At 66.2% G+C, this 25,177-nt stretch carries 22 protein-coding genes; 3 read left to right on the top strand and 19 right to left on the bottom strand.

All coding sequences use genetic code 11. The annotated features are described in order from the left end of the window. Window positions 1-43: 43 nt before the first annotated feature. Genes BMY68_RS08540 through BMY68_RS08530 form a run of 3 tightly spaced genes read right to left on the bottom strand, consistent with a single transcriptional unit; the run spans window position 44 to window position 2,942 of the window. On the bottom strand, window positions 44-1,108 hold the full coding sequence (locus BMY68_RS08540) for a 2,3-butanediol dehydrogenase (protein ID WP_085530652.1): 1,065 nt from the start codon (window positions 1,106-1,108) through the stop codon (window positions 44-46). Continuing rightward, entirely contained in the window at window positions 1,105-2,370 is a 1,266-nt protein-coding gene (locus BMY68_RS08535) for an MFS transporter (protein ID WP_062826074.1), read from the bottom strand. The genes BMY68_RS08540 and BMY68_RS08535 overlap by 4 nt, the downstream gene beginning before the upstream one ends. 38 nt (window positions 2,371-2,408) lie before the next feature. After that, window positions 2,409-2,942: a 2,4'-dihydroxyacetophenone dioxygenase family protein gene (locus tag BMY68_RS08530; protein ID WP_007927291.1), complete on the bottom strand. Its 534-nt coding sequence runs from the start codon at window positions 2,940-2,942 to the stop codon at window positions 2,409-2,411. Between the two features lie 287 nt (window positions 2,943-3,229). Between BMY68_RS08530 and BMY68_RS08525 the strand changes: the two genes are divergently transcribed. Continuing rightward, window positions 3,230-4,192, top strand: coding sequence for a helix-turn-helix domain-containing protein (locus BMY68_RS08525; protein WP_085530653.1), 963 nt, complete (start codon window positions 3,230-3,232; stop codon window positions 4,190-4,192). Between the two features lie 292 nt (window positions 4,193-4,484). On the opposite strand, the gene BMY68_RS08520 is transcribed toward BMY68_RS08525, so the two are convergent. The 6 genes from BMY68_RS08520 to hpaB form a co-directional block, all read right to left on the bottom strand. Further along, entirely contained in the window at window positions 4,485-5,600 is a 1,116-nt protein-coding gene (locus tag BMY68_RS08520; protein WP_085530654.1) for a class II histone deacetylase, read from the bottom strand. A gap of 150 nt (window positions 5,601-5,750) precedes the next feature. Beyond that, window positions 5,751-6,914 carry an MFS transporter gene (locus tag BMY68_RS08515; RefSeq protein ID WP_085530655.1) on the bottom strand — a complete coding sequence of 388 codons (1,164 nt, stop codon included), beginning with the start codon at window positions 6,912-6,914 and terminating at the stop codon, window positions 5,751-5,753. Between the two features lie 27 nt (window positions 6,915-6,941). Then, window positions 6,942-7,817 (bottom strand): transporter, encoded by an 876-nt coding sequence (locus BMY68_RS08510; RefSeq protein ID WP_085530656.1) that lies wholly within the window; start codon window positions 7,815-7,817, stop codon window positions 6,942-6,944. 136 nt (window positions 7,818-7,953) lie between these two features. After that, window positions 7,954-8,931, bottom strand: coding sequence for a helix-turn-helix transcriptional regulator (locus BMY68_RS08505; protein ID WP_085530657.1), 978 nt, complete (start codon window positions 8,929-8,931; stop codon window positions 7,954-7,956). Window positions 8,932-9,222: 291 nt separating this feature from the next. Next, window positions 9,223-9,735: a 4-hydroxyphenylacetate 3-monooxygenase, reductase component gene (gene hpaC / locus BMY68_RS08500; protein WP_062826068.1), complete on the bottom strand. Its 513-nt coding sequence runs from the start codon at window positions 9,733-9,735 to the stop codon at window positions 9,223-9,225. A 165-nt stretch (window positions 9,736-9,900) separates the two neighbouring features. Beyond that, window positions 9,901-11,463, bottom strand: a complete 1,563-nt coding sequence (hpaB, locus tag BMY68_RS08495) for a 4-hydroxyphenylacetate 3-monooxygenase, oxygenase component (protein ID WP_009044181.1) — start codon at window positions 11,461-11,463, stop codon at window positions 9,901-9,903. A 374-nt stretch (window positions 11,464-11,837) separates the two neighbouring features. Between hpaB and BMY68_RS08490 the strand changes: the two genes are divergently transcribed. Next, entirely contained in the window at window positions 11,838-13,463 is a 1,626-nt protein-coding gene (locus tag BMY68_RS08490) for a methyl-accepting chemotaxis protein (protein WP_085530658.1), read from the top strand. Between the two features lie 37 nt (window positions 13,464-13,500). Next, on the top strand, window positions 13,501-14,697 hold the full coding sequence (locus BMY68_RS08485; protein ID WP_009044179.1) for a pyridoxal phosphate-dependent aminotransferase: 1,197 nt from the start codon (window positions 13,501-13,503) through the stop codon (window positions 14,695-14,697). A gap of 186 nt (window positions 14,698-14,883) precedes the next feature. Here BMY68_RS08485 and BMY68_RS08480 read toward each other — a convergent pair whose 3' ends face one another. From BMY68_RS08480 to BMY68_RS08435, 10 genes are all read right to left on the bottom strand, one after another. After that, window positions 14,884-15,876 carry a 2-hydroxyacid dehydrogenase gene (locus BMY68_RS08480; protein ID WP_085530659.1) on the bottom strand — a complete coding sequence of 331 codons (993 nt, stop codon included), beginning with the start codon at window positions 15,874-15,876 and terminating at the stop codon, window positions 14,884-14,886. 19 nt (window positions 15,877-15,895) lie between these two features. Beyond that, a complete protein-coding gene (locus BMY68_RS08475; protein ID WP_009044177.1) occupies window positions 15,896-17,191 on the bottom strand; it encodes an MFS transporter in 1,296 nt (431 codons plus the stop codon). 99 nt (window positions 17,192-17,290) lie between these two features. After that, on the bottom strand, window positions 17,291-18,277 hold the full coding sequence (locus BMY68_RS08470; RefSeq protein WP_085530660.1) for a sugar kinase: 987 nt from the start codon (window positions 18,275-18,277) through the stop codon (window positions 17,291-17,293). Next, window positions 18,270-19,052: a sugar phosphate isomerase/epimerase family protein gene (locus tag BMY68_RS08465; RefSeq protein WP_085531551.1), complete on the bottom strand. Its 783-nt coding sequence runs from the start codon at window positions 19,050-19,052 to the stop codon at window positions 18,270-18,272. The genes BMY68_RS08470 and BMY68_RS08465 overlap by 8 nt, the downstream gene beginning before the upstream one ends. A gap of 259 nt (window positions 19,053-19,311) precedes the next feature. Then, on the bottom strand, window positions 19,312-20,340 hold the full coding sequence (locus BMY68_RS08460) for a LacI family DNA-binding transcriptional regulator (RefSeq protein ID WP_085530661.1): 1,029 nt from the start codon (window positions 20,338-20,340) through the stop codon (window positions 19,312-19,314). 323 nt (window positions 20,341-20,663) lie between these two features. Further along, on the bottom strand, window positions 20,664-21,590 hold the full coding sequence (locus BMY68_RS08455; RefSeq protein WP_085530662.1) for an alpha/beta hydrolase: 927 nt from the start codon (window positions 21,588-21,590) through the stop codon (window positions 20,664-20,666). A gap of 70 nt (window positions 21,591-21,660) precedes the next feature. Beyond that, window positions 21,661-22,605: a choline ABC transporter substrate-binding protein gene (locus BMY68_RS08450; RefSeq protein WP_085530663.1), complete on the bottom strand. Its 945-nt coding sequence runs from the start codon at window positions 22,603-22,605 to the stop codon at window positions 21,661-21,663. 149 nt (window positions 22,606-22,754) lie between these two features. After that, window positions 22,755-23,378: a LysE family translocator gene (locus BMY68_RS08445; RefSeq protein WP_062826060.1), complete on the bottom strand. Its 624-nt coding sequence runs from the start codon at window positions 23,376-23,378 to the stop codon at window positions 22,755-22,757. 52 nt (window positions 23,379-23,430) lie between these two features. Further along, complete coding sequence (locus tag BMY68_RS08440) at window positions 23,431-24,267, bottom strand: AraC family transcriptional regulator (RefSeq protein WP_085530664.1); 837 nt, start codon at window positions 24,265-24,267, stop codon at window positions 23,431-23,433. 75 nt (window positions 24,268-24,342) lie between these two features. Beyond that, the gene (locus BMY68_RS08435; protein WP_009044169.1) at window positions 24,343-24,984 is read right to left on the bottom strand and encodes a DUF1345 domain-containing protein; all 642 of its coding nucleotides are present in this window, start codon (window positions 24,982-24,984) and stop codon (window positions 24,343-24,345) included. Window positions 24,985-25,177: the final 193 nt, after the last annotated feature.

Genomic DNA, 25,177 nt, shown 5'->3' with positions numbered 1-25,177 from the left:
GAGGACTGCGTCCTCGATCGCAGCCTGCGGCAGCGGCTACAGGTCATGCCTTGGCCAGCGATGGGTTGGGATTGACCAGCACCTTGATCTGGCTCTTGTCCCGCAGCAGTGCCTCGAAGCCATGCTCCACGGCCTGGTCCAGGGTCACGCAGCGGGTCACGGCGCGGGTCAGATCCAGGCGGCCGCTCGCCAGCAGTTCGATCAGCGGCGGGTAGGCGTTGCGATAGCCCACGCTGCCGAGCAGGCGCAGTTCGTTGTTCACCAGGTGGAAGGCATCGACGCTGACCTCGCCCATCAGGCCCACCAGCACCACCTCGCCGCCCTTGCGCAGCGAGTGCAGGGCCAGGCTCAGGGTTTGCTGGCTGCCGGCGGCCTCGAAGGCCGTGTCGACGCCGCCACCGCTCAGTTCGTGCAGGCGTTGCGACAGGTCGGCGGCGTGGCCATCGAGCACTTCCTGGGCGCCGAAGTCGCGGGCCAGTCGCCGACGTTCCGGGCTGATGTCCACGGCGAAGATCCGCTCCACGCCGCGCAGGCGCGCCAGCAGGATCAAGAGCAGGCCGATAGGACCGAGGCCGAACACCACGCAGCTGTCGCCGGGCAGCAGGCTGCTCTGGTTCAGCGCGTGAAAGGCCACCGCCGCCGGCTCCAGCACTGCGGCCTGCTTGAAACTCACCGAATCCGGCAGCGGGTGCAGCATGTAGGCCGGCACCAGCACCTGTTCGGCGAAACCGCCGTCGCCCATCAGGCCGATAAACCCCATGGACTGGCAGAGGTTGTACTGGCCGGCGCGGCAGTACTGGCAATCGCCGCAGCGGTACTCCGGCTCCACCGCCACCCGGCTGCCGACCTGGACCCGGTCGACGCCCGGGCCCACCGCCAGGACCTGGCCGCAGAACTCGTGGCCGAGGGTCAGCGGCGCGCGGCAACCGGACAGCGGGTGGGGCACCTGTTGTGGAATCGAGTGCGGGCCGTCGGCGTATTCGTGCAGGTCGCTGCCGCAGATACCGCAGTAGGCCACCTGGACCAGTACCTCGCCCGGGCCGGGCTGCGGCAGTTGCAGATCGCTCAGGCGCAAGTCGCGGGCGGCATGCCAACGCAATGCTTTCATGGCTGGTTTCCTTGCAGGACAGGAGAGGGGGAAGGTTCGGCGCGGCGGCCGCGCGCCAGGACCGCCGGCGCGGTTTCCTTGAGGAACAGCGCCAGCAGCGCCGCCAGCAGGGCGCCGCCGCAGGAGATCCACATGACGATGGACAGGCCGAAACGGTCGGCGGCAAAGCCGGCGATGGTCGGCGAGACAAAACCGCCCACCAGTTCGCCGATGCCCATGATCATGCCCAGGGCGGTAGCCATGACTTCCCGGGGCACGGTTTCCGCCGGGATGGTCGCCATGAACAGGGTGAAGCAGCCCAGGCCCGTGTAGGTCAGCAGCATCAGCACGCCCATCAGCAGCGGGCTGTTGGCGTAGAGCAGGGCGATCGGGCAGCAGGCGGCGATCAGCGAGAACAGCACCAGGGTCGGGCGACGGCCGAAACGGTCGGAAATCGCCGCCACGCCGAAGCCCCACAGCACCCAGGCGCCGCCCAGGCAACTCATCACCGTGCCCATGCTCGCCGGGCTGTAGCCGCGGACCTTGACCAGGAAGGTCGGGGTGAAGGAAATCAGGATCACGAACCAGGTGAGGAACACGCAGCTGATCAGGGTGCAGAGCACGATGTTGCGGCTTTTCAGCAGCGCCAGGCGGTTGACCGGAGCAGCAGGAGCGTTGTCCGGGATCGGTGCCGGCGGTGCGTCGTTGCGCACGTAGCGCCAGATCAGCAGGGCGATCAGCAGCCCGGGGATCAGCGAGACGATAAAGGCATGGCGCCAGCCGTAGGCTTCGGCCAGGGCGATCAGCACCGGCGGGCCGATCACCGCGCCCAGCAGACCGGCCGCCGAGCCTTGCAGCAGGCCCATGTTCAGGCCCCGGCGATGGGGCGAGGAGGCCTCCACCATCAGCGATTGCGAGAGCGGCAGGATCGGCCCTTCGGCCAGGCCCATGATGCCGCGGAACAGCAGCAGGCTGAGAAACCCGGTGACCAGCCCCGACAGCGCCGAGCACAGGGAAAACAGGATCACCGCGACGATCAGCAGCGGCTTGCGCTTGCCACGCCGGTCCGACCAGGCCCCGACCAGCGCGCCGGACACCGCCCAGGCCAGGGCCAGGACCGACGACAGCATGCCCAGGTGGCTGTTGCTCAGTTGCAGCTCGTCGGCCATGAAGGGGAACAGGAAGGACAGGGCCAGGCGATCGAAAAAGACGAAGCCGAACGTCAGGAACAGCACGCCCAGCAGGATGTTCTCGTAACCGGCTTTATTGTTGTTGTAAGCCATGGTCGTTCTCCGCGGGAGGGACAGGTGAAGTCGAGACTTCAGCGAAACAGCGTGTCGATATAGGCCGCGCCGAGGCCGATCTTTTCGTAGTGCGCGCGGCACAGGGCGATGTAGGAGTGCACGTCGAAGTAACCGTCCGGCTCGCCCTGTTCGTCGAGCCAGATCAGCGGGCCCTTGACGATGAAAAACGCGCGCATCGGTTGCTCGTGCTCGTAGGCCACCAGGGTGTGGCCTTCGCCCGGGGTCTCGTAGACGAAGTCGCCGGCGGTGGCGGTCCAGTCGTGTTCCAGGTAGCCCCACTTGCCGGACAGGGTGTAGGCGAACACTTCGTGGGGGTGGTAATGCCGGTTCACCAGGCCGGCGCTGCTGGCCATGAGGATGTCGCACCAGCGGTTCTCGCTCGGCGAGATCCACAGCGGCCGCGAGGACACGGTTTCGGTGAAGGGCACATACAGCTTCAGGTCGTCGCTGGCGGCATTGGGCAGGTAGACCTCGGGCTTGGCGTCCGGCTTGAAGCAATTGGCGATCGGTTGCAGGTCTTTCCAGAATTCACGGCGGGCGGCTTCGGGCATGGTCGGCCTCTATTCGTTGTGGGAGTCGAGGCGACTTTAGGCGCGGCGCGCGGGCGGGGTTTTATCCAATCGGACGGGATTGTTGACTGGATCGGACGAGACTTTTCCTACAGGCTTCAGGGACGCCGTTTACCCTGGTAATCGACTTGTGCCCACTGCGTTTCACGTTGACAGGGCATAAGCTTCATATGTTAATGAATCGCCGCGGCCGCCATCTGCCGCGGCCTTGGTGTCCGGTCACTGCCTTGCCGACCGGGAATGCTTCCTAGCCCATGAGAAGAATAAAAATGTCTCCATGCGCCTTGCTCGAAACCCGGCATGCCTGCACCCAGAGCATCGCCCTGGACCAACGGCTGGCCTTCTGGGAGGACTACAACGCCTCCACCTTGGTCGGCCTCAAATGCACTTCCTTTTGTGAAAGCGGTTTTGCCGCCAGCCAGGACAACCTGCAGCTGGAGGGCATGCGCCTGGCGCGGATCGAGGGCAACGAGCACGTGGTCGAGCGTGACAACTCGATGATCCGCGCGGTGCCCAAGGAGTCGGTGTTCGTGTCCTTCGTCACCGGCAGCGGCTCGTTCTTCTATCAGGATGGCGCCTGCCAGTTGCTCGAACCGGGCGAGCTGATCGTCTACCGCACCGACAAACCCTATCTGTTCGGGTTCTCCGGGCCGATGCGCCAGTTCATTTACGACATTCCCCAGGCGCTGTTCGCCGAGCGCTGCCTCAAGCGTTTCGACCGTCCGCTGAAGATCGGCGGGCAAAGCGGCGTGCAGCGCCTGTTGCTGCGCACCCTGGGCGAGCGCACCGGAGGCTTTTTCCAGCAGCCGCTGAGCGAGGACGCCGAGAGTTATCAGAACCAGGCGCTGGAGCTGTTGGCCAGCCTGATCGCCGGGCAGGCGGGAGAGCGGCGGATCAATGCCCTGAGCGCGTCCTATCTGCTGGCGGCCAAGCAGTGCATCAGCGAACAGCTGGCCGACCCTGGCCTGAGCTGCGAGCGGGTGGCCGCGCAGACTGGCATTTCCCTGCGGCACCTGAGCCGCCTGTTCGCCCTGGAAGACAGCCAGCCCAGCCGATTTATCCTGGAAAAACGCCTGCAACAGGCCCATGACCTGCTGAGCAGCCCACGAGGAGCCGGCCTGGATATCGGCGAAATCGCCTACCGCCATGGCTTCACCAGCCAGGCCCACTTCGCCCGGGCGTTCAAGGCCCATTACGGCCAGACCCCGAGCGAAGTGCGCAAAACCCTGTAGCCGCTGCCGCAGGCTGCGATAGGTCCGAAGGACCTCCAGCGGTCGGGAGATCGCTACGCCCGTTCCGGTCGATCGCAGCCTTCGGCAGCGGCTACAGGTCGGTGGCCAGCCAGACGCATTTCGCGGCATTTAAGCCCCGTTACGGCCAACCTCAAGCGAGATTTGCCAACCCATGCAGCCGCTGCCGCAGGCTGCGATAGGTCCGAAGGACCTCCAGCGTCCGAGAGATCGCTACGCCCGTTCCGGTCGATCGCAGCCTGCGGCAGCGGCTACAAGGTGGTTGAGGTACGGGTCAGTCGTTGAAGAAGGTCTGCGCCAGATCATCGATCAACTGGCGTTGAAAGGCCTGGAACCCCGGGTTCGGCTGTTGCAGCTGCACGAACTCCAGCATCGGGTCGGTCACCGCGGTCCTGATGCCGGCCAGTTCCTCGACCGTCGCCAGCCCGCAGAAGGGCACATAGGCCTCGGAATAACCGCCTTCATGCACCAGCACCAGGCGGCCCTGGCACAGGCGCTCGGCGGCTTCGCGCACCTGGCGGGTCATGGCGCGGAACGAGTCGCTGTGCAGCAGCATCCGCGCCAGCGGGTCGACCGCGTTGGCGTCGTAGCCGCAGGCAACGATGATCAGCTCCGGCTCGAAGCGCTCCAGGGCCGGGATCACGATGCGTTGCAGGGCATGCAGGTAGGCGTCGTGACCGCTGCCGGGCAGCAGCGGGATATTGATGTTGGCCCCCAGCCCGGCGCCGCGGCCACGGTCCTGTTCGCCGCTGTAGCCGGGCGGGAAGCAGCCGTCCTGGTGCAGGGAAAGGGTCAGCACGTCGCCGCGCTCCTCGAAGATCGACTGGGTGCCGTTGCCGTGGTGTACGTCCCAGTCGATCACCGCGACCTTGCCCAGGCCGCGCCTGGCCTTGGCCGCCTCGATGGCGATGGCGATATTGGCCAGGAAGCAGAAGCCCATGGCGCCGTCGGCCAGGCAATGGTGCCCCGGCGGACGCGACAGCGAGTAGGCGTTGTCGGCTTCGCCGCCGAGCACCGTGTCCACCGCGGCGATGGCCAGGCCGGCGGAGAGCCGGGCGATTTCGTAGCTGCCCGGGCCGATCGGCGCTTGCGGGCCGAGTTCGCCGCCACCGGACTCGCTCAGGGCCCTGAAGCGTTGCAGGTACTCGGCGCTGTGCACCCGCAGCAAATCTTCCTCACTGGCAGCCGTGGCGCTGCGCACCTGCAGGTGGCGGGTCAGGCCGGAGACGTCCAGCAGGCTTTTCAGGCGGCGCTTGGTTTCCGGCGATTCGGCGTGCCCGGCCGCGGCGGGCGGTTGCACCCAGCCGCCCACCGGCAGCGTCAGCGCATGTGGCCCGGCGCTGTGCCAGAGGCTGAGTTCATCGAAGAAAAACGCGGTTTTACGGGTCATGGGCATATCCATCTATGGGGCGAAAATTTGTAGCCGCTGCCGAAGGCTGCGATCGACCGGAACGGTCGCTGCGATCTCCCGGGCGCCAGAGGTCCTTCGGACCTATCGCAGCCTTCGGCAGCGGCTACAGGGGTTCAGGCGTTCAGGGGTTCAGGTGCCGCGCCGGCAGCCGAGGATCAGCGCCAGCGACAGCAGGGTCAGGCCGGTCCCGCCGATCAGCAGGGGCTGGAAGCCGCCGGTGCTTTCGATCAGCCGCCCGGCCAGCGCGGGGCCGATGGCCAGGCCGCCGCCGATCACCAGGTTGGAGGCGTTCATCAGCTTGCCGGAGCGGTCGAGGTCGGCCAGGCAGGCGAGGATCAGCGGCAGGATGAAGGTCCAGGTGAACTTGAAGACCAGGGCGGCGAGGGCGAAGCGCGCCAGGGTCGGCGCGCCCAGCAGCAACAGCACCGAGCCGGCCATCAGGCTGTAGCCGAACAGCAGCAACAGCAGGCGCGGCAGGCGATTGCCGATCAGCGAGGCGCAGCCGGCGCCGACGATGCCCATGACCGTGGCGACGGCCAGCAGCTCGCCGCTGGCTTGCGCGGAAATGCCGGCCTTGGCACTGATCGAGCCGATAAAGGTCCAGACCCCGCTGAGGCTGATATAGAAGGCGAGGATGCCGAGAATGCCGCACAGCGCCTGCCACTTCGGCGCGGTGGCTGCCTGCCCCGCGGTTTTTTCCGGGGGCGGCGCGCCCTGGGGAAAGTAGCGCGCCAGGGGCAGGCACAGGGTCATCAGCAGCGCCAGCAGCAGGTAGCAGGCCGCCAGGCCGTAATGCTCGAACAGCCGCGGCAGAATGCTCAGGCCGATTGCTCCGACCACCAGTTGGCCCATGACCCACAGGCCGTAGGTTCGGCTGGGGTTGGCGGTGGAGGCAGCGCTGGACAGGCAGATGATCATCAGCGAACCGCCGGCCAGGGCACTGCAGAAACGCAGGGCCAGCAGCGCGCCATAACCCTGGGCCCAGATCGACAGCAGGTTGGTGACTATGAACAGCGCCCCGGCCAGCAGCGCCGCGCGGCGCCAGTCGACGCGCTTGAGCCACCAGAAGGCAGGCAGGGTGGCCAGGCTCATGGCCCCCAGTTCAGTGGAGAACAGGTCGCCGATCTGCGACGGGCTCAGTTGCCATTGGCTGGCCAGTTGCGCGGCTACCGCCGGGGCGGTCATGAGGATGGTCGGGGTAATGGCGGCGAACAGCACGATGGCCGCCAGCAAAGCCAGCGGCGATGCAGTACTCGGTTGATCGTCGGTGAGCGCCTGGGTCTGGGTATTCATGATGGGATAGCTCCGGGAAAAAGCGCTTCAGAACACGTGGACCAGGCGCAGCAAGGCGTCGGTGCCGTGGTAGCCGTTACGGGTGGCGACGTTTTGCGAAAGGCCGAACATCAGCTGGTTCTGCTGGTCCAGCCAGTGGCCGACCTCGAAGCCGACCTGGGTGTAGCGCTTGTGGGTGTCGTCGATGCGCTGGTCGTTGATCCGCAGCTCGCCACCGTCGGCGTGGATCAGGCGCAGGGCGCCATAGGTGCTGGCAGTGAAGTCGTAGGAGGCGAAGGCTTGCAGGCGGTACAGCGGGTCCTGCTTCAGGTCGCTGCCGAAGTAGTCGTCGTTCTTGCCGTAGAGCTGGGCTTCGAGGTTGGCTTCCAGCACCCACTTCTCGCCGACGCCCTGGGTGTAGTTGTAAACGAAGGTGGCGCCCCAGCGGTTGGCGCCCGGCGAGACATCCGGGTTGTCGCCGTGGTATTCGCCCACTGGCAGGGTGATCAGGGTCAGCAGGCCGCTGTAGGTCCGGCTGGCCGGGTCGTTGATGAAAAACAGGGTGCCGCCGACCTGTGGGTCGCCGAAGCCGCTTTCCCCGGTGTGGCGATTGGCGCTGGGCAGGCGCGCGTCGATATCGGCGAAAGGCACGATGAACTGCGGGGTGCACAGGGTGCCGCAGATGTCGCTGAAAAATACCTGGCGATAGGCCAGGGCGTTGACCTTCAGCTCGGCCTTGCCAGTGCTGTCGGCAGGGCCGTGGAAGTCGTCGGCGCGGGTCGCCGGCAGGTACAGCACGCCCAGGCTGGTGCCCGAGGGCGCGCCGAAGAAGTCGCGGGCGTTGAGGTCGGCGGCGCTGGCGTCCAGGTTCAGCAGGGCGCCGGTGACGGCCAGGGCGGTGTGGTGCGCAAGCGTTCTGGTCATGGGCGTAACCTCTCTTCTTTGAGTTGTTGTGCGGCGAAGTGCTCGCCGGTACGCGGCAGTGGCTGGAAAAAGGGCAAAAGCGGCCCGTGGCCGTCAAAACGACAGCGCGAAAGTCAGTCAGCGAGGGAGGTAAACGTCAGTCGGGTGGGGCGTGCAGCAGATGGGCGATGCGGGTCTTGTCCTTGACCCCGAGCTTGTTGTAGATGGCGCGGATGTGATGGCGCACGGTGTTCGGCGACAGGCCCAGCTCGCGGGCGATTTCCTTGTAGGTCTTGCCTTCGCCGAAGCCCAGGGCCACGTCGTTTTCCCGTGGGCTGAGCTGGGTCAGCAGCGTGCGGCCGCGGGCGGCGAGCAGGAACAGGTCGCCCACCGGCGAGGCCTCGAATTGCAGGTGCCGGCCTTCGTAACCACCATCGGCCATGGGCACGGGCAGGCAGGGGCCGCTCCAGTCCGGCCACTCGCCGAGCAGCAGGTCGACGAAGCCGCGTTCGGCGCAGTGCAGGGTGCCGCGCTGGTCGCACACCGCCAGCGCCAGGTTGCGCGGGCTGGTGAGGGTTTCGCGCATGGCCACCAGGGTGCGGATCTGGTTGGCCGACACCGCGGCCACCAGGTGCAGCATCAGGTTGTTCAGCAGCAGGCAGTCGTCGGCGTCGAAGCGTTTGGCGCCGGGGGCGCGGTACAGCGCCAGGTGGTCGCTGAGGTGGGTCTGCGGGTCGATGTACACCACGCACAGCAGCTCGCCGATGCCATAGGTCGTGCCCAGCCAGTTCAGGCCGGGGCCGTTGGCCGGGTCGCGCATGTCGACGATCACCGCCCGGCCCGGGTGGGCATGGACCCGTCCGACGGTGACGTCGACGTGCTTGATCGACTGCCAGTCCGGCAGGTAGCTGGGGGGCAAGTGATGGAGGTAGGAGCTGTGTTCTTCCGGCAGGCCGTCGATCAATGCGGCGCGGCCCCACCAGGCGCTGTCGAAGGGCAGCAACTGGCCGATGCGGTTCAGCGCATGGCCATGGAAATGTTCGATGTCCTTGTGCTGCGCCAGGCGCTGCAACTCCAGGGTCAGCGAGCTGAAGGCTTGCAGCAGGCTGGCGTGACCATGTTCATGACGGCTCATGGGGGTGTTCCTCTGTGCGACGTTCTTATTGTTTTCGTCACGGAGTCAGTAAGGACCGGAACGTCCAGGGACGTGGGCAGGGCCTGGGCACGAGTATCGTCGGGTTGGTGGGGGATCGCTATCCTACAGATGCAGGATGAAGGGGGCTGGCGGGGATATTGGTTTCTGTAGGAGCGAGGCTTGCTCGCGATCAATCTGCAACGATAACGCGCGTTGGCAGGTCCATTGCCGCTGCGCGGCTATCGCGAGCAATCGAACGTCGACCGGCCGCTCCTACAGAAGATCAGAAGATCAGGCCGCCTGGACGGCCCGCTGCAACCGATGGAAACCACGGCTGAAATACACCAGCGAATCGCCGTGTTCGCCCACGCAGATCTCATCCAGCTGCACCAGCATCACTGAGTGGGTGCCGACTTCCTGCACCTCGGTGATGCGTCCCTGCAGGCTGGCCAGGGCGCCGTCGAGCACCGGCAGGGCGTCCTGGCCGTCGCGCCAGGGGTGCAGGCTGAAGCGCTGCTCCATCTCCACCCCGGTCATGCCGGCGAAGTGCCGGGCGACCTCTTCGTGTTCGCCGCAGAGCACGTTGATGCAGAGCTGGCCGTTGCGCTTGAACACCGGGTTCAGGGCGCTGTTGCGGTTGACGCAGACCATCAGGCTGGGCGGGCTGTCGGTGACCGAGCAGACCGCGGTGGCGGTGATGCCGCAGCGTCCGGCCGGGCCGTTGCTGGTGATGACGTTGACCGCCGTGGTCATGTGCGCCATGGCGTTGCGAAAGGCTTGTTGCTTGGGATCAAGTTGAGTCATGAGAGATTCCTTTCCTCGGGATTGAACCACGGTATTTGCAGGAGCCGTCGCTCGACGCTCGATTGCCGCGAAAAACCTCAAGCCAACGTGGAGTCGCAGATGCCGCGCGTCATCGTTCACGTCTTATCGCGAGCAAGCTTTGCTCCTACAGAAGCGAGGCAGTGGTTACTGGCGGATTCGGTCGAGCATGTTGATGTCGTCCGGATTGGTCAGGTGTGGCACCGTCCAGCCGTCGAGATTGTAGTCGCCCAGGCATTGGTCCACCAGATCGGTCATGGCTTTCATCGAGCCGGTGGCCTGGGCATGGCGCAGGCATTGCATGCGGATTTCGTCCTGGCTGCCGGCGTAGTTGATTTCGTACAGCTCGTGGCGGCCGCCGAACTCGGTGCCGATGGCATCCCACAGCAGCTTGAGGATCTTGATCCGCTCCTCGTGGCCCATGCCCGCCGAACCCCGGCAATAAGTGCTCAGGTACTGGTTGAGCATCGGGTCCTTGAGGTCGCGGGAGCCGGACGGCAGGTAGATCAGGCCGCTGGCCACCACCTGCTCGATGATCTTCTTGATGTCGGTGTAGGCCTGGGGTGCCAGTACCCGGTAGGCCTGCAAGGCCTGGGCGCTGGGCAGGAAGGCGCCATTGAGCCATTCGCTGGCGTTGCCGTGCATGGCGTCGGTCAGCGACCAGAACAGGTTGCGCCAGGCCACCACTTCGCCAACCTGCGCCTGCACCCCGCGAAACTCCAGGGAACCGGTGCACTGCAAGGCCTTGACCAGCAGCCCGGTGATGAAGTCGAGCTTGACCGCCAGCCGGGTGCAGCCCTGCATCGGGAACAGCCGGCCGAAACCGCCCTGCGGGAACCACTGCCGGCAGCGCTCGAAGTCGCGGTAGATCAGCACGTTTTCCCAGGGGATGAACACCTTGTCCATGATCAGGATCGCGTCGTTCTCGTCGAAGCGGCTGGACAGCGGGTAGTCGAACGGCGAACCGGTCATGCCGGCCTGCAGTTCGTAGGACGGGCGGCAGATCAGCTTCATGCCGCGGGTGTTCATCGGCGCGATGAACATCAGGGCGAAGTCGGTGTTGTCGCCCAACAGCTGCGCCGAACCCTGGCCGACGAAGTTGTAGTGGGTCAGGGCCGAGTTGGTGGCCACCACCTTGGCGCCGCTGACGATGATCCCGCCTTCGACTTCCTCGTCCACCGAGATGAACACGTCCTTGACCTGGTCCACCGGCTTGTCGCGGTCGATCGGCGGGTTGACGATGGCGTGGTTGAGGTACAGGCAGGCTTCCTGGATGCGCTTGTACCAGGTGCGGGCGTTGTCCGCGAACTTGCCATAGAACTCCGGGTTGGCGCCCAGGGCGCTGCCGAAGGCGGCCTTGTAGTCCGGGCTGCGGCCCATCCAGCCGTAGGTCAGGCGCGACCACTCGGCGATGGCGTCACGCTGCTGGCGCAGGTCGTCGGCGCTTTTCGCCGAGCGGAAGAACTTGTGGGTGTAGCCGCCGTTGCCGGTGTCGGTGGCCCAGCACAGCTTGTCCTTGGTCTCGGGGTCGTGCAGGGCGTCGTAGAGGCGCGCCATGGAGGCGGCGGAGTTGCGAAACGCCGGGTGGCGGGTCACATCCTTGACCCGGTCGCCATAAATGTAGATTTCGCGATCGTCGCGCAGGCTGGCCAGGTATTCGGCGCCGGTCAGCGGGCGGTTGGTCTCGGCACGGAAGTCTTCGGGTTTCATCATCCACTCCAGTCGTTGTTGTTATGAATTGCCATTGCGAGCTGGGGCCCATGATGGGCAGGACGGGGCGGCGACTGAATGGCTTTTCCGGCGAATGAATTGCACTTTTCATGGGGTGGTCATGGGGGCATGGAGGCCGGTCATGGAGGCTGGCAGCGAGCTTGCCAGGCGATCTGTCTCAGCGGTGAAACACTCCCGGGCGACGAAAAATATTTTCGCCGGGGCCTGCAAAAAACCTAAAGCCCGGCCGATATCGCTATTAGGCCCACAGACCAACTACAACAGTGGCGCCCACCTGTCAGGCCGCCAGCCGCCGCTGGTGACAGGGTTCAGTGCATGGATGCTCGCAGTCCTCAATTCCCGAGAGTCATCCTATGTCCCTACGTAATATGAATATCGCGCCTCGAGCTTTCCTCGGTTTTGCGTTCATCGCGTTGCTGGTCATCGCGCTGGGTGTGTTTGCCGTCAACCGCATGTCGATCATCCGACAGGCCTCCCTGGAAATGGAAAGCAACCAGCTGCCCAGCGTAGGGTTCCTCGGCAACGTCACCGAAAACGTGCTGCGCCTGCGGATTCTCTCGTTCCGGGTACTGGTCAACCGCGAGCCGGCCGGCCTGCAGGAAGCGCAGACGCGCATCGGCGTGCTGGTGGACAAGCTCAAGCAGGCCCAGGCCAGCTACGCCGCCTTGCCGGCGGGGGAAGAGGAAGTGGCCCTGTACAAGACCTTCGCGGCCACCCTGGACAAGTACCTGCAAGCGCAGAACGACATGCTGGAGCTGTCGCGACAGAACAAGCTCGAGGAGCTGCGCACCCTGATCAACACGCGGATCAAGGACGGCACCGACCAGATGGGCGAGCAGTTGAACAAGCTGGTGGCGATCAACAACGCCGGGGCCACCCAGGCCTCGGATATGGCCGGTGAGCATTACCGCAGCGCCATCATCGGCATCATCGCCGTGGCGGTGGTCGCGGCCCTGCTCACGGTGGTGCTGGCCCTGCTGCTGACCCGCAGCATCGTCACCCCGTTGAACCGCGCGCTGCTGGCCGCGCAGACCATCGCCGCGGGCAACCTGACCCAGGCCATCGAGGTCGACGGCAAGGACGAGCCGGCCCGTCTGCTGGTGGCGCTGAACGAGATGCAGGGCAACCTGCGCAAGACCATCGAGCAGATCTCCGGCTCGGCCACCCAGCTGGCCTCGGCCTCGGAAGAACTCAGCGCGGTCACCGAGGAAGCCTCCCGTGGCTTGCAGCAGCAGAACAACGAAATCGAACAGGCGGCCACCGCCGTCAACGAAATGACCGCCGCCGTGGAAGAGGTGGCGCGCAACGCCGTGTCGACCTCCGAAGCCTCGCACCAGTCGACCCAGGCCGCCCGCGAAGGCCGCGACCGGGTGGTGGAAACCGTCGACGCGATCCAGACCATGACCCACGACGTGCAGAGCACTTCGGTGATGATCGAAGGCCTGGCCACCCAGGGCCGCGACATCGGCAAGGTGCTCGACGTGATCCGCGCCATCGCCGAGCAGACCAACCTGCTGGCCCTCAACGCGGCCATCGAGGCGGCTCGCGCCGGCGAGGCCGGGCGCGGCTTCGCGGTGGTGGCCGACGAGGTGCGGGCCCTGGCTCATCGCACCGCGCAATCGACCCAGGAAATCGAAAAGATGGTCGCCGGCATCCAGAACGGCACCGGCGAGGCGGTGCAGTCGATGCAGCAAAGCAACCAGCGTACCCAGAGCACCCTGGAAATGGCCCGCGCCGCCGGCGTGGCCTTGGAGCAGATCGCCGAATCGATCAACCTGATCAACGAGCGCAACCTGGTGATCGCCAGCGCCTCGGAAGAGCAGGCCCAGGTGTCCCGCGAGGTCGATCGCAACCTGGTGAATATCCGCGACCTGGCCACCCAGTCGGCCGCCGGGGCCAACCAGACCAGCGCCGCCAGCCATGAGCTGTCGCGCCTGGCGGTGGATTTGAATGCGATGGTGGCGCGCTTTGTGATTTGAGTTAGGGTTGTTGGAATGCGTGCCCAAGGAGAGCGAGATGCGCTATTCAGCCTTGACCCAACGGATCGCCGGCGAAGGTGCCGCGGCCTGGCAGATTCACTACCGTGCCCTGGAGCTGCGCGAGGAGGGCGTCGATGTGCTGCTGCTGACCATCGGCGACCCGGATTTCGACACCCCGCGGCCGATCGTCCAGGCCGCCATCGATAGCCTGCTGGCGGGCGACACTCACTATTCGGAGGTGCGCGGCAATCGTTCGCTGCGCACCCGCATCGCCCACCGCCATGCCTCCCGCAGCGGCCAGGCGGTGGACGCCGAGCACGTGGTGGTGTTGCCAGGGGCGCAGTGCGCGGTGTTTTCCGTGGCCCAGTGCCTGCTCGACCCCGGCGACGAGGTGCTGGTCGCCGAGCCGATGTACGTCACCTACGAAGGGGTGTTCGGTGCTTGCGGGGCCAAGGTGTTGCCGATTCCGGTGCGCCCGGAGAACGGTTTTCGCGTCGAGCCCTCCGCGGTCGCCGCGCGCATCACGCCCAAGACCCGCGCGCTGATGCTCAACAGCCCGAACAATCCCTCCGGTGCCAGCCTGTCCCGGGAAACCTGGCAAGCCCTGGCGCGCCTGTGCGTCGAGCATGACCTGTGGCTGATCTCCGACGAGGTCTACAGCGACCTGCTGTTCGACGGCGAACACATCAGCCCCGGCAGCCTGCCGGGCATGGCCGAACGCACGGCGACCATCAACAGCCTGTCCAAGTCCCACGCCATGACCGGCTGGCGGGTCGGCTGGGTGGTGGCGCCCCAGGCCCTGGCCGGGCACTTGAGCCATCTGGCGCTGTGCATGTTGTACGGATTGCCGGACTTTGTGCAGAACGCCGCGGTGGTGGCGCTGGACGCCGACCTGCCGGAACTGGAACAGATGCGCGAGGAATATCGCCAGCGCCGCGACCTGGTGTGCGCGCAACTGAGCCAATGCCCGGGGTTGAAGCCGGTCAAGCCCGATGGCGGCATGTTCGTCATGGTCGATGTGCGGGAAACCGGCCTGGGCGCCCAGCAATTCGCCGAGCTGCTGCTGGAAGGGCACGGCGTCTCGGTGCTCGCCGGCGAGGCCTTCGGCCCCAGCGCGGCGGGGCATATCCGTATCGGCCTGGTGGTGGATCAACAGCGTCTGGCGGACGCCTGCCAGCGGATCGTGCGTTGCACCCAGGACCTGCTCGAAGGCCGATCTTCCAAACGCCGCTGAACATAATCCCGCGATCCCTGTAGCCGCTGCCGCAGGCTGCGATCGTCGAAACGCCGCTGATCCTGTAGCCGCTGCCGAAGGCTGCGATCGACCGGAACGGTCGTGGCGATCTTCAGGACGCCGAGGTCCTGCGGACCTGTCGCAGCCTGCGGCAGCGGCTACAGGGTGGATCGCACGGTCACCGCGTCAGACCGCAGCCTTGCGGCGCTCCCAGGCTTGGGGGTTGACCAGGTTGGCCGGGCGCTGGCCGGCCAGGGCCGCCAGCAGGTTGTCGACCGCGCAGCGGGCCATGGCTTCGCGGGTCTCGAAGGTCGCTGAGCCGATATGCGGGGTGGCCACCACATTGTTCAGCTGCAACAGCGGCGAGTCGTGGCCCAGGGGTTCGCGCTCGAACACATCCAGCCCGGCCGCGCGAATCCGCCGTTGCTGCAAGGCTTCGATCAGCGCCTGTTCGTCCACCACCTTGCCCCGGGAAATATTGATGAAGATGCTTTCCGGGCGCATCAGGGCGAACTCTTCGCGGCCGATCAGGCCCTGGGTGTGCTCCGTCAGCGGCAGGGTCAGGCAGATGAAGTCGGCCTGTTGCAGCAGCTCCGGGAGGCTGCAGTAGCGGGCGCCGAAACGCTGCTCCACCGCCGGCTTCGGGCTGTTGCTGTGGTAGATCACCGGCATGCCGAAACCGAAATGGCCGCGCTGGGCCAGGGCTTCGCCGATCCGCCCCATGCCGATGATGCCCAGGGTCTTGCCGTGCACGTCGCTGCCGAAATGCAGCGGGCCGATATTGCGGTTCCACTGGCCGGCGCGCACCAGGTTGGCCAGCTCCACCACGCGCCGGGCGCTGGCCAGGATCAGGGCGAAACCGGTGTCGGCGGTGGTTTCGGTGAGCACATCCGGGGTGTTGCTGAGCAGGATGTCGCGGCGGGTCAGGTAGTCGATGTCGTAGTTGTCGACGCCCACCGACACGCTGGCCACCGCTTCCAGGGACGGCGCCAGGTCCAGCAGTTCGGCATCCAGGCGCAGGCTGGCGCCGAGCAGGCCCTGGGCGGCGGGCAGGGCGCTGCGCAGCTTGGCCAGGCCCTGGGCGCTGAGGTCTTCGATCAGGGTCACTTGGGCCTGCTCGTGCAGGCGGGCCATCAGCGGCGGCGAGAGTTTCTTGTACAGCACGACCTGTTTTTTCATGGGGTTCACCTTGTTCGATTCAGGAATGCGCCAGGCGGCGACGTACCGGCAGCGCGCTGCGCTGGCGGTCGCTGGCGCCCGGGTTGAGAAAGAGGGTCAGCAGCACCGACAGCAGCAGCGCGCCGCTCATCAGCAGGTAGGAGGCGCCGGGCGAGCCGGTGGCGCTGTTCAGGTAGCCCACCAGGTAGGAACCGCCGAACGAGCCCAGGGCGCCCATGCTGTTGATCAGCGCCATGGCGCCGCCGGCGACGTTGGCCGGGAGGATCTCCGGGACGATGGCGAAGAACGGACCGTAAGGCGCGTACATGCAGGCGCCGGCGATCACCAGCAGGCTGTAGGACCACCAGAAGTGCTCGGCGCCCAGCAGGTAGGAGCCGTAGAAGGCGAAGGAGGCGATCAGCAGCGGTGGCCAGACGAAACGCTTGCGCTTCTGGATCCGGTCCGAGCCCCAGGACACCCCGAGCATGGCGATCACCGCGGCCAGGTAAGGCAGCGCCGACAGCCAGCCGGCCTCGACCATGTCCATCTGCGCGCCGTGCTTGAGGATCGACGGTAGCCACAGGACGAAGCCGTAGACACCGATGCTCCAGCAGAAGAACTGCAGGGCGAGGATGATCACCTTGGGCGAGCGGAAGGCTTCGGCGTAGTTCTTCACCGCCTTGATGCCCACCTGTTCGGCGGCCAGGGCGCTTTCCAGATCGTGTTTTTCCTGGTCGCTGAGCCACTTCGCCGCGCTCGGGCGGTCATCGGCCAGGCGCCACCAGATAAAGGCCCAGAGCACCGCCGGCAGGCCTTCGATGATGAACATCCAGCGCCAGCTGAAATGCTCCACCAGGTACCCCGAGACCACCGACATCCAGAGCATGGTCACCGGGTTGCCGAGGATCAGGAAGGTGTTGGCCCGCGAGCGTTCGGCCCGGGTGAACCAATGGCACAGGTAGACCAGCATCGCCGGCATCACCGCGGCTTCGACCACCCCGAGCATGAAGCGGATGGCGATCAGCCAGTAGGCGTTGGACACCACGCCGGTGAGGGTGGCCAGGCCGCCCCAGAGGATCAGGCTGACGAAGATCAGCTTCTTGACGCTGTGTTTTTGCGCGTAGATCGCCCCCGGTACCTGGAAGAAAAAGTAACCGAGGAAGAACAAGGCGCCGAGCAGGGACGACAGGCCCGGGGTGATCATCAGGTCGGCGGCCATCCCGGAGGCGGCGGCGAACCCATAGTTGGCGCGGTCCAGGTACGCCAGGCTGTAGGTGATGAACACGATGGGCATGATGTACCACCAGCGGCGGGTGGCGAGTTTCAGCGTTTGCATAAGGGTGCTCCTGAGCTTGTTGTTTTTGTCGCAACAGGTAACGCGTTGGTTCAATCAGGCGGTGTTGTTTTCACGGTTTTATCGCGAGCAAGCTCGCTCCTACAGAACTTGCGCAGCCCCTATAGGAGCGAGCTTGCTCGCGATCGGTCGCGCAGCGACCGTCGGTAATTCATCGCGGCTCGGCAAACCTTCCATGTCGCCGCGGCTCTGCACCGCGCGGCTGCCGATCCAGTTGGCGCGCTGCACGGCCTCGGCGACGCTGTGGTTTTCCAGCAGGGCGCTGATCAGGCCGACGGCGAAACCGTCGCCGGCGCCCACGGTGTCGACCACCTGGGGCACCGGTACGGCTTCGACGAAACCTTCGTGCAACGGCGTGCGGTAATAGGCGCCATGGGCACCGAGCTTGATCGCCACGACCTCGACACCCTGGTCCAGGTAAAACGCGGCGATATCGGCCGGGTCTTCATAGCCGGTCAGCAGGCGGCCTTCGCTCAAGCCCGGCAGCACCCAATGGGCGAGCACGGCCAGGCGGTTGATTTCGTCGATCATCAGTTGTTCGCTGCCCCACAGGCCGGGCCGCAGGTTCGGGTCGAAGGACACGCTGCGGCCGGCCGCGCGCATCTTGCTCATCAGGCTGTGGGACAGCTCCCGGGCCGAGGCCGAGAGCGCCGGGGGAATGCCGGTGGCATGCAGGTGACGGGCGCGCAGCAGCTGGGGGGCGATGTCGGCGACGCTCAGGTGGCTGGCCGCCGAACCGCGACGGAAGTACTCCACACGCGGATCGTCGCCGTGTTCTTCCAGGGACTTGAGCTGGAAACCGGTGGGGTGTTGCCGGTCGGTGGCGACGTAGCGGCAGTCCACGCCTTCGGCCTGCAGGCTGTCGACGACGAAGCGCCCCAGGGAGTCGGCGCCGACCCGGCTCAGCCAGCCGACCTTGAAGCCCAGGCGTGACAGGCCGATGGCCACGTTGCTGTCGGCGCCGGCGATGCGTTTGTGGAAGTGGCCGACCTGGGCCAGGTCGCCGCTCTGTTCGGCGACGAACATCGCCATGGTTTCACCGAACGACAGGATATCGAGCTCAGACATGGGCGTGCTCCAGGCGGGACTGGCCGAGGCGGGCGAGGGTGGCGACGTGTTCGCGGGTCAGCTGCACCAGGTCTTCGCCTTGCAGCGGGTATTCCACGGCCCGGGTCACGCCTTGAGTCATGTGCCGCAGCAATTGTTCCCACAGGTGCAGGTCGGCGATGCCCGGCGGTATCGCTACCAGCTTGCCGTCGGCGCGCCGGGTCACGGCCTTGCAGTGCACGTAGCCGACATGCCGGCCGAGCAGGCGCGCGGCGACGGAGGCGGACTGGTCCTGCCACTGCCAGTTGCCGATGTCGAAGGTCATCTGCACCGGCAGGCGATGGCGCTCGACCTCGGCGAAGAAGCGCTGGAAGGGTTCGATGCGCCCGCCGTGCAGGGTCTGGTCGTTTTCCACCAGCAATTGCACCGGGGACTGCGCCAGCAGCAGGGCCAGCTGGGGCAGGTCGTTGTGCTCGGTGAAATACCCCAGGGACACCTTGAGGCTTTTCGCGCCGAAGGCCTCGGCCCGTTGCAGCGCCTGTTCCAGCAGAGGGTTGGCTCGGGAACGCCCGGCCACCCAGAGTTCCAGCGGCGAAGAAAACACGCTTTCCAGTTGCTGCTCGCGGGTGGCCCGGGCCAGCTGGGACGGGTCTTCGACGGTCAGCAGCTCTTCGCGCCATTCGATGCGCGACGCGCCGGCGGCGGCCAGCACCTCGATGAAACTGCCCTGGCCCTGCTCACGGACGCGGTCGGCGCCGTAGCTGGACAGGCTGATGGAGACAGGCGATTTATTCATGGTCATGACCTCTGAAACCGGTTTCATTTCTGCTCAAAAAAGCCCCCAAAAAGAAGCTCATTTCCCTATCTTCATGCCTGCGCCGTTCCCTGTAGCCGCTGCCGCAGGCTGCGGTCGGTGGCGTAGCCGTGGTAACCCGGCCGAAGCGTTTTCCAGGCAGATCGCGGACGCAGGTTTTGCGGCAACTGCGTTGCCGATCGCAGCCTCGCAGGCTCGGCAGCGGCTACACCGGCAGCACGATTCCCCAGTCGATCAGTGGTTACAGGGGGCCTCGTTGTCGGGTGGAACCGCGGACGATCAGCACGGCCGGGAAGTCCAGCACCCGCAGCGGCTCGACATCGCCGCGCAAACGCTTGAGCAGGCACTCGAAGGCGCTGGCGCCGATGCGTTCGGTGGGTTGGGCGAGGGCGGTGATGCCGCTGCCCACCAGCGGGTACCAGTCGAGGTCGTCGAGGGCGATCAGGCCGATCTCGTCGAACAGCAGGCAGCCCAGCTCGCGCAAGGCTCGGGTCGCGGCCAGGGCGGCGACGCCGTTGGCACAGAACAGCGCTTTCGGGCCAGGGCCGGGGGCGGCGAGGAACTGTTGCAGCTGCTGGTTCAGCGCGGCGCCGGTTTCCACCGCCGCGCCTTGCAACGCCGGGCGTTGCTCGATCTGCGCCTTGAAACTGTTGCTGCGCTCGATCCGCGAGCTGGTGCCGTCATGGGGTTCGCTGACCAGCAGCAGGTCGCGGTAGCCGCGTTCTTGCAGGTGTTCGATGGCGCTGCGCACGGCTTGCGGGTTGTCCAGGCCGACCAGGTCGCTGTGCAGCTGCTCGACCTTGCGGTCCACCAGGACCATGGGCATTTCCCGATGCAGTTCGCGCAGTTCGTCCAGATGATGGCCCAGGGTGTTCACGATCAGGCCTTCGATGTTGTACGAGCGCAGGTTGGCCAGGTGCTGGCGCTCCTGCTCGTCGTCGCGGTCGGTGTTGCACACCACCAGGCTGTAGCCGTGCTGGCGGCAGGCGGTTTCCACGCCATGCATCACGGCAATCGAATAGGGGTTGCGGATATCGGCCACCAGCATGCCGATCAGGCGCGTGCGCCCGCGTTTCAGGCCACGGGCCATCTGGTTCGGGCGGTAGCCCAGCTCGGCTATTGCCTGTTCGATGCGCAGGGCGATGGCATCGGAGAGCAGGGCGCGGTCTTCGCCGATAAAGCGCGACACGCTGGCCTTGGAGACCCCGGCGCGTTCGGCGACATCGAGCATGGTGACGCGGCTGCGCTGGGCGGCGGAAAAACTGTTCACGGGCGGCGACCTGTCTTTAGCGTTCTTGTTATGGGGTGTATCCGCTCCAGGTGCGACGTTCTGCCGCATCGCTGAAACCGGTTTCAGGAAACAACAAAGCGCTTTCGCCGTCAAGCGCGATCAGCGCCAGCGGCATGAAAAAAATGTCATGCAGTCGATCGCGGGCGGTCTTCTTTGGCAGAGGAGGTGTCTGGCACCGGCGTTGCAGGTGATCGCGGGCAAGCCTCGCTCCTATGGGGTTGCGAGTTGTCTGTAGAGGCGAGCGGGCGGCGATCCGGCTTGCCCGTAATAAGGGCCACGCGGTTTCGCTGAAGAAAGACTATTTATTCGAGGCAGGTCCGCAGGTAGTCGAGCAGGGCGCCATACAGCGCATCCACCTCCGGCGCCAGGCCCCGGGCGCGCAGGCAGCCGTGCACCAGGCCGAGGCCCGGGTACAGCTGGCTGTTGCCGCCGGCGGCCAGCAGCCGCTGGTGATACAGCGCGCCGTCGTCGCGCAGCGGGTCGAACTGCGCCAGGGCGATAAAGGCAGCGGGCAGGCCACTGAAATCCGTGGCCAGCAAGGGCCGGGCATAGGGCGAATGCCGTTCCGGGCCGGGCAGGTACAGGGCCTGGTAGGTGTCCAGGTCGTTGCTGCCGAGCAGCGGCGCGTCGGCGCACTGGCTGCGCGAGGGCAGGTCGGCGGCGCCACCGAGGCCGGGGTACAGCAGCACCTGGGCGGCGGGCAGCTGTTCGCCGGCATCGCGCAGGGCCAGGCACAAGGCCGCAGCGAGGTTGCCGCCGGCGCTGTCGCCGATCACCAGTTGCCGCCGGGCATCCAGGGCAAAGGGGCTGGCGCCGGCCTGCAAGGCGCGCCAGGCCGCCAGGCAATCGTCGAAGGCGGCGGGAAACGGATGTTCGGGCGCCAGGCGGTAATCCACGGCAATCACCAGCACCTGCAACTGCGCCGCCAGGTAGGCGGTGATGAAGTCGTGGGAATCCAGGTCGCCCACCACCCAGCCACCACCGTGCAGGTACAAGAGGCAAGGCCAGCCGTCCGCGGGCATCGGGCGGGCGGGGCAATAGGCGCGCGCCGGTACCCCGGCCAGTTGCAATTCGCTGACCCGCAGGCCCTCGGGGCGGGGCGGGGTGAAGGCGCGGCACATGCGGCTGTAGTTGTCGCGCAGGCCCTGGGGACTGTTGTCGGGGCTGGTGAAGCTCAGGGTGCGCTCGACGAAGGCGGCGAGTTGGCGAGAGAGCGGGTAGTGGCGCATGGGCGGGAGTGTCCGTTGTCTGGAAGAGGGCCATCGCGAGCTGGCTCGCGATGAGACCGGCAGGACGCCACTATTTCAGGCTGGCCTGCACCGCCGCCACGCCGTCCTTGCCCTCGAAGCTGCTGACCCCGGCCAGCCAGCGTTGCAGGTCTTCGGGGTGCTCGCGCAGCCATTGCCGCGCCACGTCCTGGGGCGTCCTGCGTTCCATGATCGGCACCATCAGCTGGCTTTCCTGGGCCGCGCTGAAGGTCAGGTTCTGCAGCAGGCGCTGGACGTTGGGGCAACGCTCGGCGTAGTCCGGCGCGGTGACGGTAGATACCCTGGCCGCGCCTTCGTTGGGGCCGTAGACGTCTTCGCTGCCGGTCAGGTAGGCGATCCGCATGTTGATGTTCATCGGGTGCGGGGTCCAGCCGACGAAGACCACGAACTCCTTGCGGTTGATCGCCCGTTGCACCGCCGCGAGCATGCCGGCCTCGCCGGACTCCACCAGCTTGAAGCCCTTGAGGCCGAAGCGGTCGCTATCGATCATCGTCTTGAGGGTGGTGTTGGCGCCGCTGCCGGGCTCGATGCCATAAATCTTGCCGCCCAGTTGCTCCTTGAAACGGGCGATGTCGGCGAAGGTCTTCAGGCCCGCGGCGGCGACATAATCCGGCACGGCGAGGGTGGCCTGGGCGTCGGCCAGGCTCGGCTGGTCCAGGACCTTGACCTGCCCGGCCTCGAGAAACGGCGCGATGTTCTTGTCCATCGCCGGTTGCCAGTAGCCGAGGAAGATGTCCAGGCGCTTGTCGCGGATGCCGGCGAAGATGATCTGCTGCACGGCGCTGGTCTGTTTGCTGTCGTAACCGAGGCCGGTCAGCAGCACGTCGGCCATGCCGCTGGTGGCGATGACGTCGGTCCAGTTGACCACGCCCATGCGCACGGTCTTGCAGGAAGCGGGCTCGCTGGCCCAGGCATTGGCACTCAGGAGCAGGGCGCCGCAGAGCAGCGGGAGACAAGGCTTGAACAGGGTTTTCATCACAGGGGCTCGTCCGGCAGGTTGTTATTGTCAGAGGCGGCGTCTTGTTGCGCCGTGCCCACCACTGTAGGTAACCCTGATCGTTATGAAAGCGCCCTGAGGCGACCGGCTCTTGCACTGGGGCGACCCGGCCGCTGCGCCCGACCTCTTCAGGCCCACAGGCTCGCCCAGGCCGAGACCAGCAGCAACAGCGCCATGCCCTGGTTGAAACGCTGCAGGGCCAGCGGCGAACGCAGCAGCCGGGCGGAGCCGGCGCCGAGCAGCGCCCAGGCGCCCAGGCAGGGCAGGGACACCAGGAAAAACACCAGCGACAGGTACAACACCTGGTCCTGGCGTTCGCTGCCGTTGCCGGCGAACACACTGATCACGGCCAGGGCCATCATCCAGGTTTTCGGGTTGACCAGTTGCAGGCTGGCGGCGCCGAGCAGGCCCAGGCGCCGGTGGTGGGTGTCCGCTTGTGGGTCGAGGGACGCGGCCGGGGCACGGAAGATCTGCCAGGCCAGGTAGCTCAACCAGATCACCCCGGCCCAGCGCATGGCGCTCGGCAGGCCGGGCACTTCCATCAGCGTGCGGCCGAGGCCGCTGCCCACCAGCACGACTATGCCGGCGGCGGCCAGGCAGGCGCCGAGAACGATCGGCAGCGCGGCCTTGAAGCCGTAGCGGGCGCTGTTGCTCAGCACCAGGATATTGGTCGGCCCCGGGGTGATCGAGGCGACGAAGGCGAACAGCAGGAAGGGCAGCAGGCTAGGCAGGGAAGGCAAGAAGGAGAACATCGTGGGCAGGCTCCAGTGAAGATCGAGGGAGGCGATCTTCGCCGGTGCGGGTTCAGGCGTCTGGAAGGTTTGAGCAGCGCTTGCGGTAGGCCGCCGGGGTCAGGCCATAGGCGCGGACGAACCAGCGGCCCATATGGCTCTGGTCGGCGAACCCCAGGGCCATGGCCACCTCGGCCGGCTGTTCGCCGCGGGCCAGCAGGCGCCGGGCCTTGGCCAGGCGCAATTGCAGGTAGGCGTGGGGCGGCAGGCCATAGGCGGCCTTGAAGGCGCGGGTCAGGCGGAAGCGATCGACGCCGCAGACCGCGCCCAGCTCGTCCAGGCTGATGTCCTGCTGGGCGTGGGCATGCAGATAATCCCGGGCCTTGTGCGCCACCAGGGGCAGGCGCGGGTCTGCGTGGTAGCGCTTGCGCCAGTGCAGGTGGCCGGTGAGCTGGTCGAGCAACTGGTCCATGGCGCTCTGGCGGACGATGCGCAGCTCGCCGTGGTGCAGGCTCTGGAAGGCATTGCTGGTGGCCAGGGCCAGGCGCTGGTCGCTGGCCAGGGTGGTGGCGAAACTCAGCTGGCTGTCGGCCGGCGCCTCTTCGAACAGCGCGCTCAGTTCACGCTCCAGCCAGTGCGGGTCGAGGTACAGCATGCGGTAGGTGAAGCCGCTTTCGGTGGGGGCATCGCCGTCGTGGATTTCCCCGGGCTCGAGCAGGAACACCTTGCCCGGGGTGCTGTGGAAACGCTCGCGCCGGCAGTGGAATTGCTGCACGCCTTCTTCGGTCACGCCCACCAGGTAGCTGTCGTGCCAGTGAGGGTCGTAGGCATGGCCGGTGAAATGGGCGCGCAGGGTTTCGATGCCGGTGTCGGCGTCCTGGGCCAGATCGATCCAGTTGTGCGCGTTCATGAAGTGTCCGTGGCAAGGGCGAGCGTGACAGTTAGCACCCGCCGGCCAGGGCGGGTCTAGAAGATTTGTGCGGCTTCAACCGAACAGTCCGGCGGCGATGTTGATGGAAAACCCGAGGATCGCGGTGTTGAACAGAAAACCGATCAGCGACTGGGCCAGGACGATCTTGCGCAACTCGCGGGTGGCGACGCCGACGTCGGAAGTCTGCACCGCCACGCCGATGGTGAAGGAGAAGTACAGGAAGTCCCAGTAATTGGGGGTGGTCAGGCCTTCGGGAAAGCGCAGCGCCGGGTCCTTGCCGCCCCAGGTGTAGTAGAGGCGGGCGTAGTGCACGCTGAAGATCACCCCGATCAGCAGCCAGGAGCCGATCACCGTGAGGCCGGTAAAGGCGTAGTGCAGCAGGCGCCGGCCGGTTTCCAGGTCCTTGCTGCCGGACAGCGAGAGGGTGATGGCGGCGAGGCTGGCGATGGCCGCGATGCAGACCATGAACAACACCAGCCCGGCGTTTTCGTCCTCGACCTCGGCAATGCGTTTCACATCGTCGGCCTTGGACCGCGCGGTGAGCCAGCACATCAGCGCCAGGTAGCTCCAGACCCCGGCGTTCCAGCCGATGAGAATCTTGCTGATCAGGGTGTCGGCCGGCACCAGGACGCCTGCGGCCAGGCCGATAAGGGCGCCGATGGTCAGGCGAGGGTGGGTACGTACAAGAAGGGACATGGCGGCTCGCAGTGGCGGATTTGCCGCAAACCTTAGCATGCCGTCGCCGCAGGGGCGGTGGCCTCTGCGGTTACATGGCTCTTGTGGAGGAGCGAAGCTTGCTCGCGATGAGTCTTTATCGATGACTTGATAAGCCTTCAACGATCGCTCGATAAGCCTTCAGCGATCACGCGATACGCTGAAGACCCGCCGC

The organism is Pseudomonas sp. NFACC41-3 (assembly GCF_900109505.1).
GTDB classification, from domain to species: domain Bacteria; phylum Pseudomonadota; class Gammaproteobacteria; order Pseudomonadales; family Pseudomonadaceae; genus Aquipseudomonas; species Aquipseudomonas chlororaphis.
The sequence above is the reverse complement of the archived record's forward strand: the minus strand, read 5'-3'. Positions and strand labels throughout refer to the sequence as shown.

Coding starts and splice junctions, on each gene's coding strand:
- BMY68_RS08540 (WP_085530652.1), bottom strand. CDS start 1,108: ATGAAAGCATTGCGTTGGCATGCCGCCCGCGACTTGCGCCTGAGCGAT.
- BMY68_RS08535 (WP_062826074.1), bottom strand. CDS start 2,370: ATGGCTTACAACAACAATAAAGCCGGTTACGAGAACATCCTGCTGGGC.
- BMY68_RS08530 (WP_007927291.1), bottom strand. CDS start 2,942: ATGCCCGAAGCCGCCCGCCGTGAATTCTGGAAAGACCTGCAACCGATC.
- BMY68_RS08525 (WP_085530653.1), top strand. CDS start 3,230: ATGTCTCCATGCGCCTTGCTCGAAACCCGGCATGCCTGCACCCAGAGC.
- BMY68_RS08520 (WP_085530654.1), bottom strand. CDS start 5,600: ATGACCCGTAAAACCGCGTTTTTCTTCGATGAACTCAGCCTCTGGCAC.
- BMY68_RS08515 (WP_085530655.1), bottom strand. CDS start 6,914: ATGAATACCCAGACCCAGGCGCTCACCGACGATCAACCGAGTACTGCA.
- BMY68_RS08510 (WP_085530656.1), bottom strand. CDS start 7,817: ATGACCAGAACGCTTGCGCACCACACCGCCCTGGCCGTCACCGGCGCC.
- BMY68_RS08505 (WP_085530657.1), bottom strand. CDS start 8,931: ATGAGCCGTCATGAACATGGTCACGCCAGCCTGCTGCAAGCCTTCAGC.
- hpaC (WP_062826068.1), bottom strand. CDS start 9,735: ATGACTCAACTTGATCCCAAGCAACAAGCCTTTCGCAACGCCATGGCG.
- hpaB (WP_009044181.1), bottom strand. CDS start 11,463: ATGAAACCCGAAGACTTCCGTGCCGAGACCAACCGCCCGCTGACCGGC.
- BMY68_RS08490 (WP_085530658.1), top strand. CDS start 11,838: ATGTCCCTACGTAATATGAATATCGCGCCTCGAGCTTTCCTCGGTTTT.
- BMY68_RS08485 (WP_009044179.1), top strand. CDS start 13,501: ATGCGCTATTCAGCCTTGACCCAACGGATCGCCGGCGAAGGTGCCGCG.
- BMY68_RS08480 (WP_085530659.1), bottom strand. CDS start 15,876: ATGAAAAAACAGGTCGTGCTGTACAAGAAACTCTCGCCGCCGCTGATG.
- BMY68_RS08475 (WP_009044177.1), bottom strand. CDS start 17,191: ATGCAAACGCTGAAACTCGCCACCCGCCGCTGGTGGTACATCATGCCC.
- BMY68_RS08470 (WP_085530660.1), bottom strand. CDS start 18,277: ATGTCTGAGCTCGATATCCTGTCGTTCGGTGAAACCATGGCGATGTTC.
- BMY68_RS08465 (WP_085531551.1), bottom strand. CDS start 19,052: ATGAATAAATCGCCTGTCTCCATCAGCCTGTCCAGCTACGGCGCCGAC.
- BMY68_RS08455 (WP_085530662.1), bottom strand. CDS start 21,590: ATGCGCCACTACCCGCTCTCTCGCCAACTCGCCGCCTTCGTCGAGCGC.
- BMY68_RS08450 (WP_085530663.1), bottom strand. CDS start 22,605: ATGAAAACCCTGTTCAAGCCTTGTCTCCCGCTGCTCTGCGGCGCCCTG.
- BMY68_RS08445 (WP_062826060.1), bottom strand. CDS start 23,378: ATGTTCTCCTTCTTGCCTTCCCTGCCTAGCCTGCTGCCCTTCCTGCTG.
- BMY68_RS08440 (WP_085530664.1), bottom strand. CDS start 24,267: ATGAACGCGCACAACTGGATCGATCTGGCCCAGGACGCCGACACCGGC.
- BMY68_RS08435 (WP_009044169.1), bottom strand. CDS start 24,984: ATGTCCCTTCTTGTACGTACCCACCCTCGCCTGACCATCGGCGCCCTT.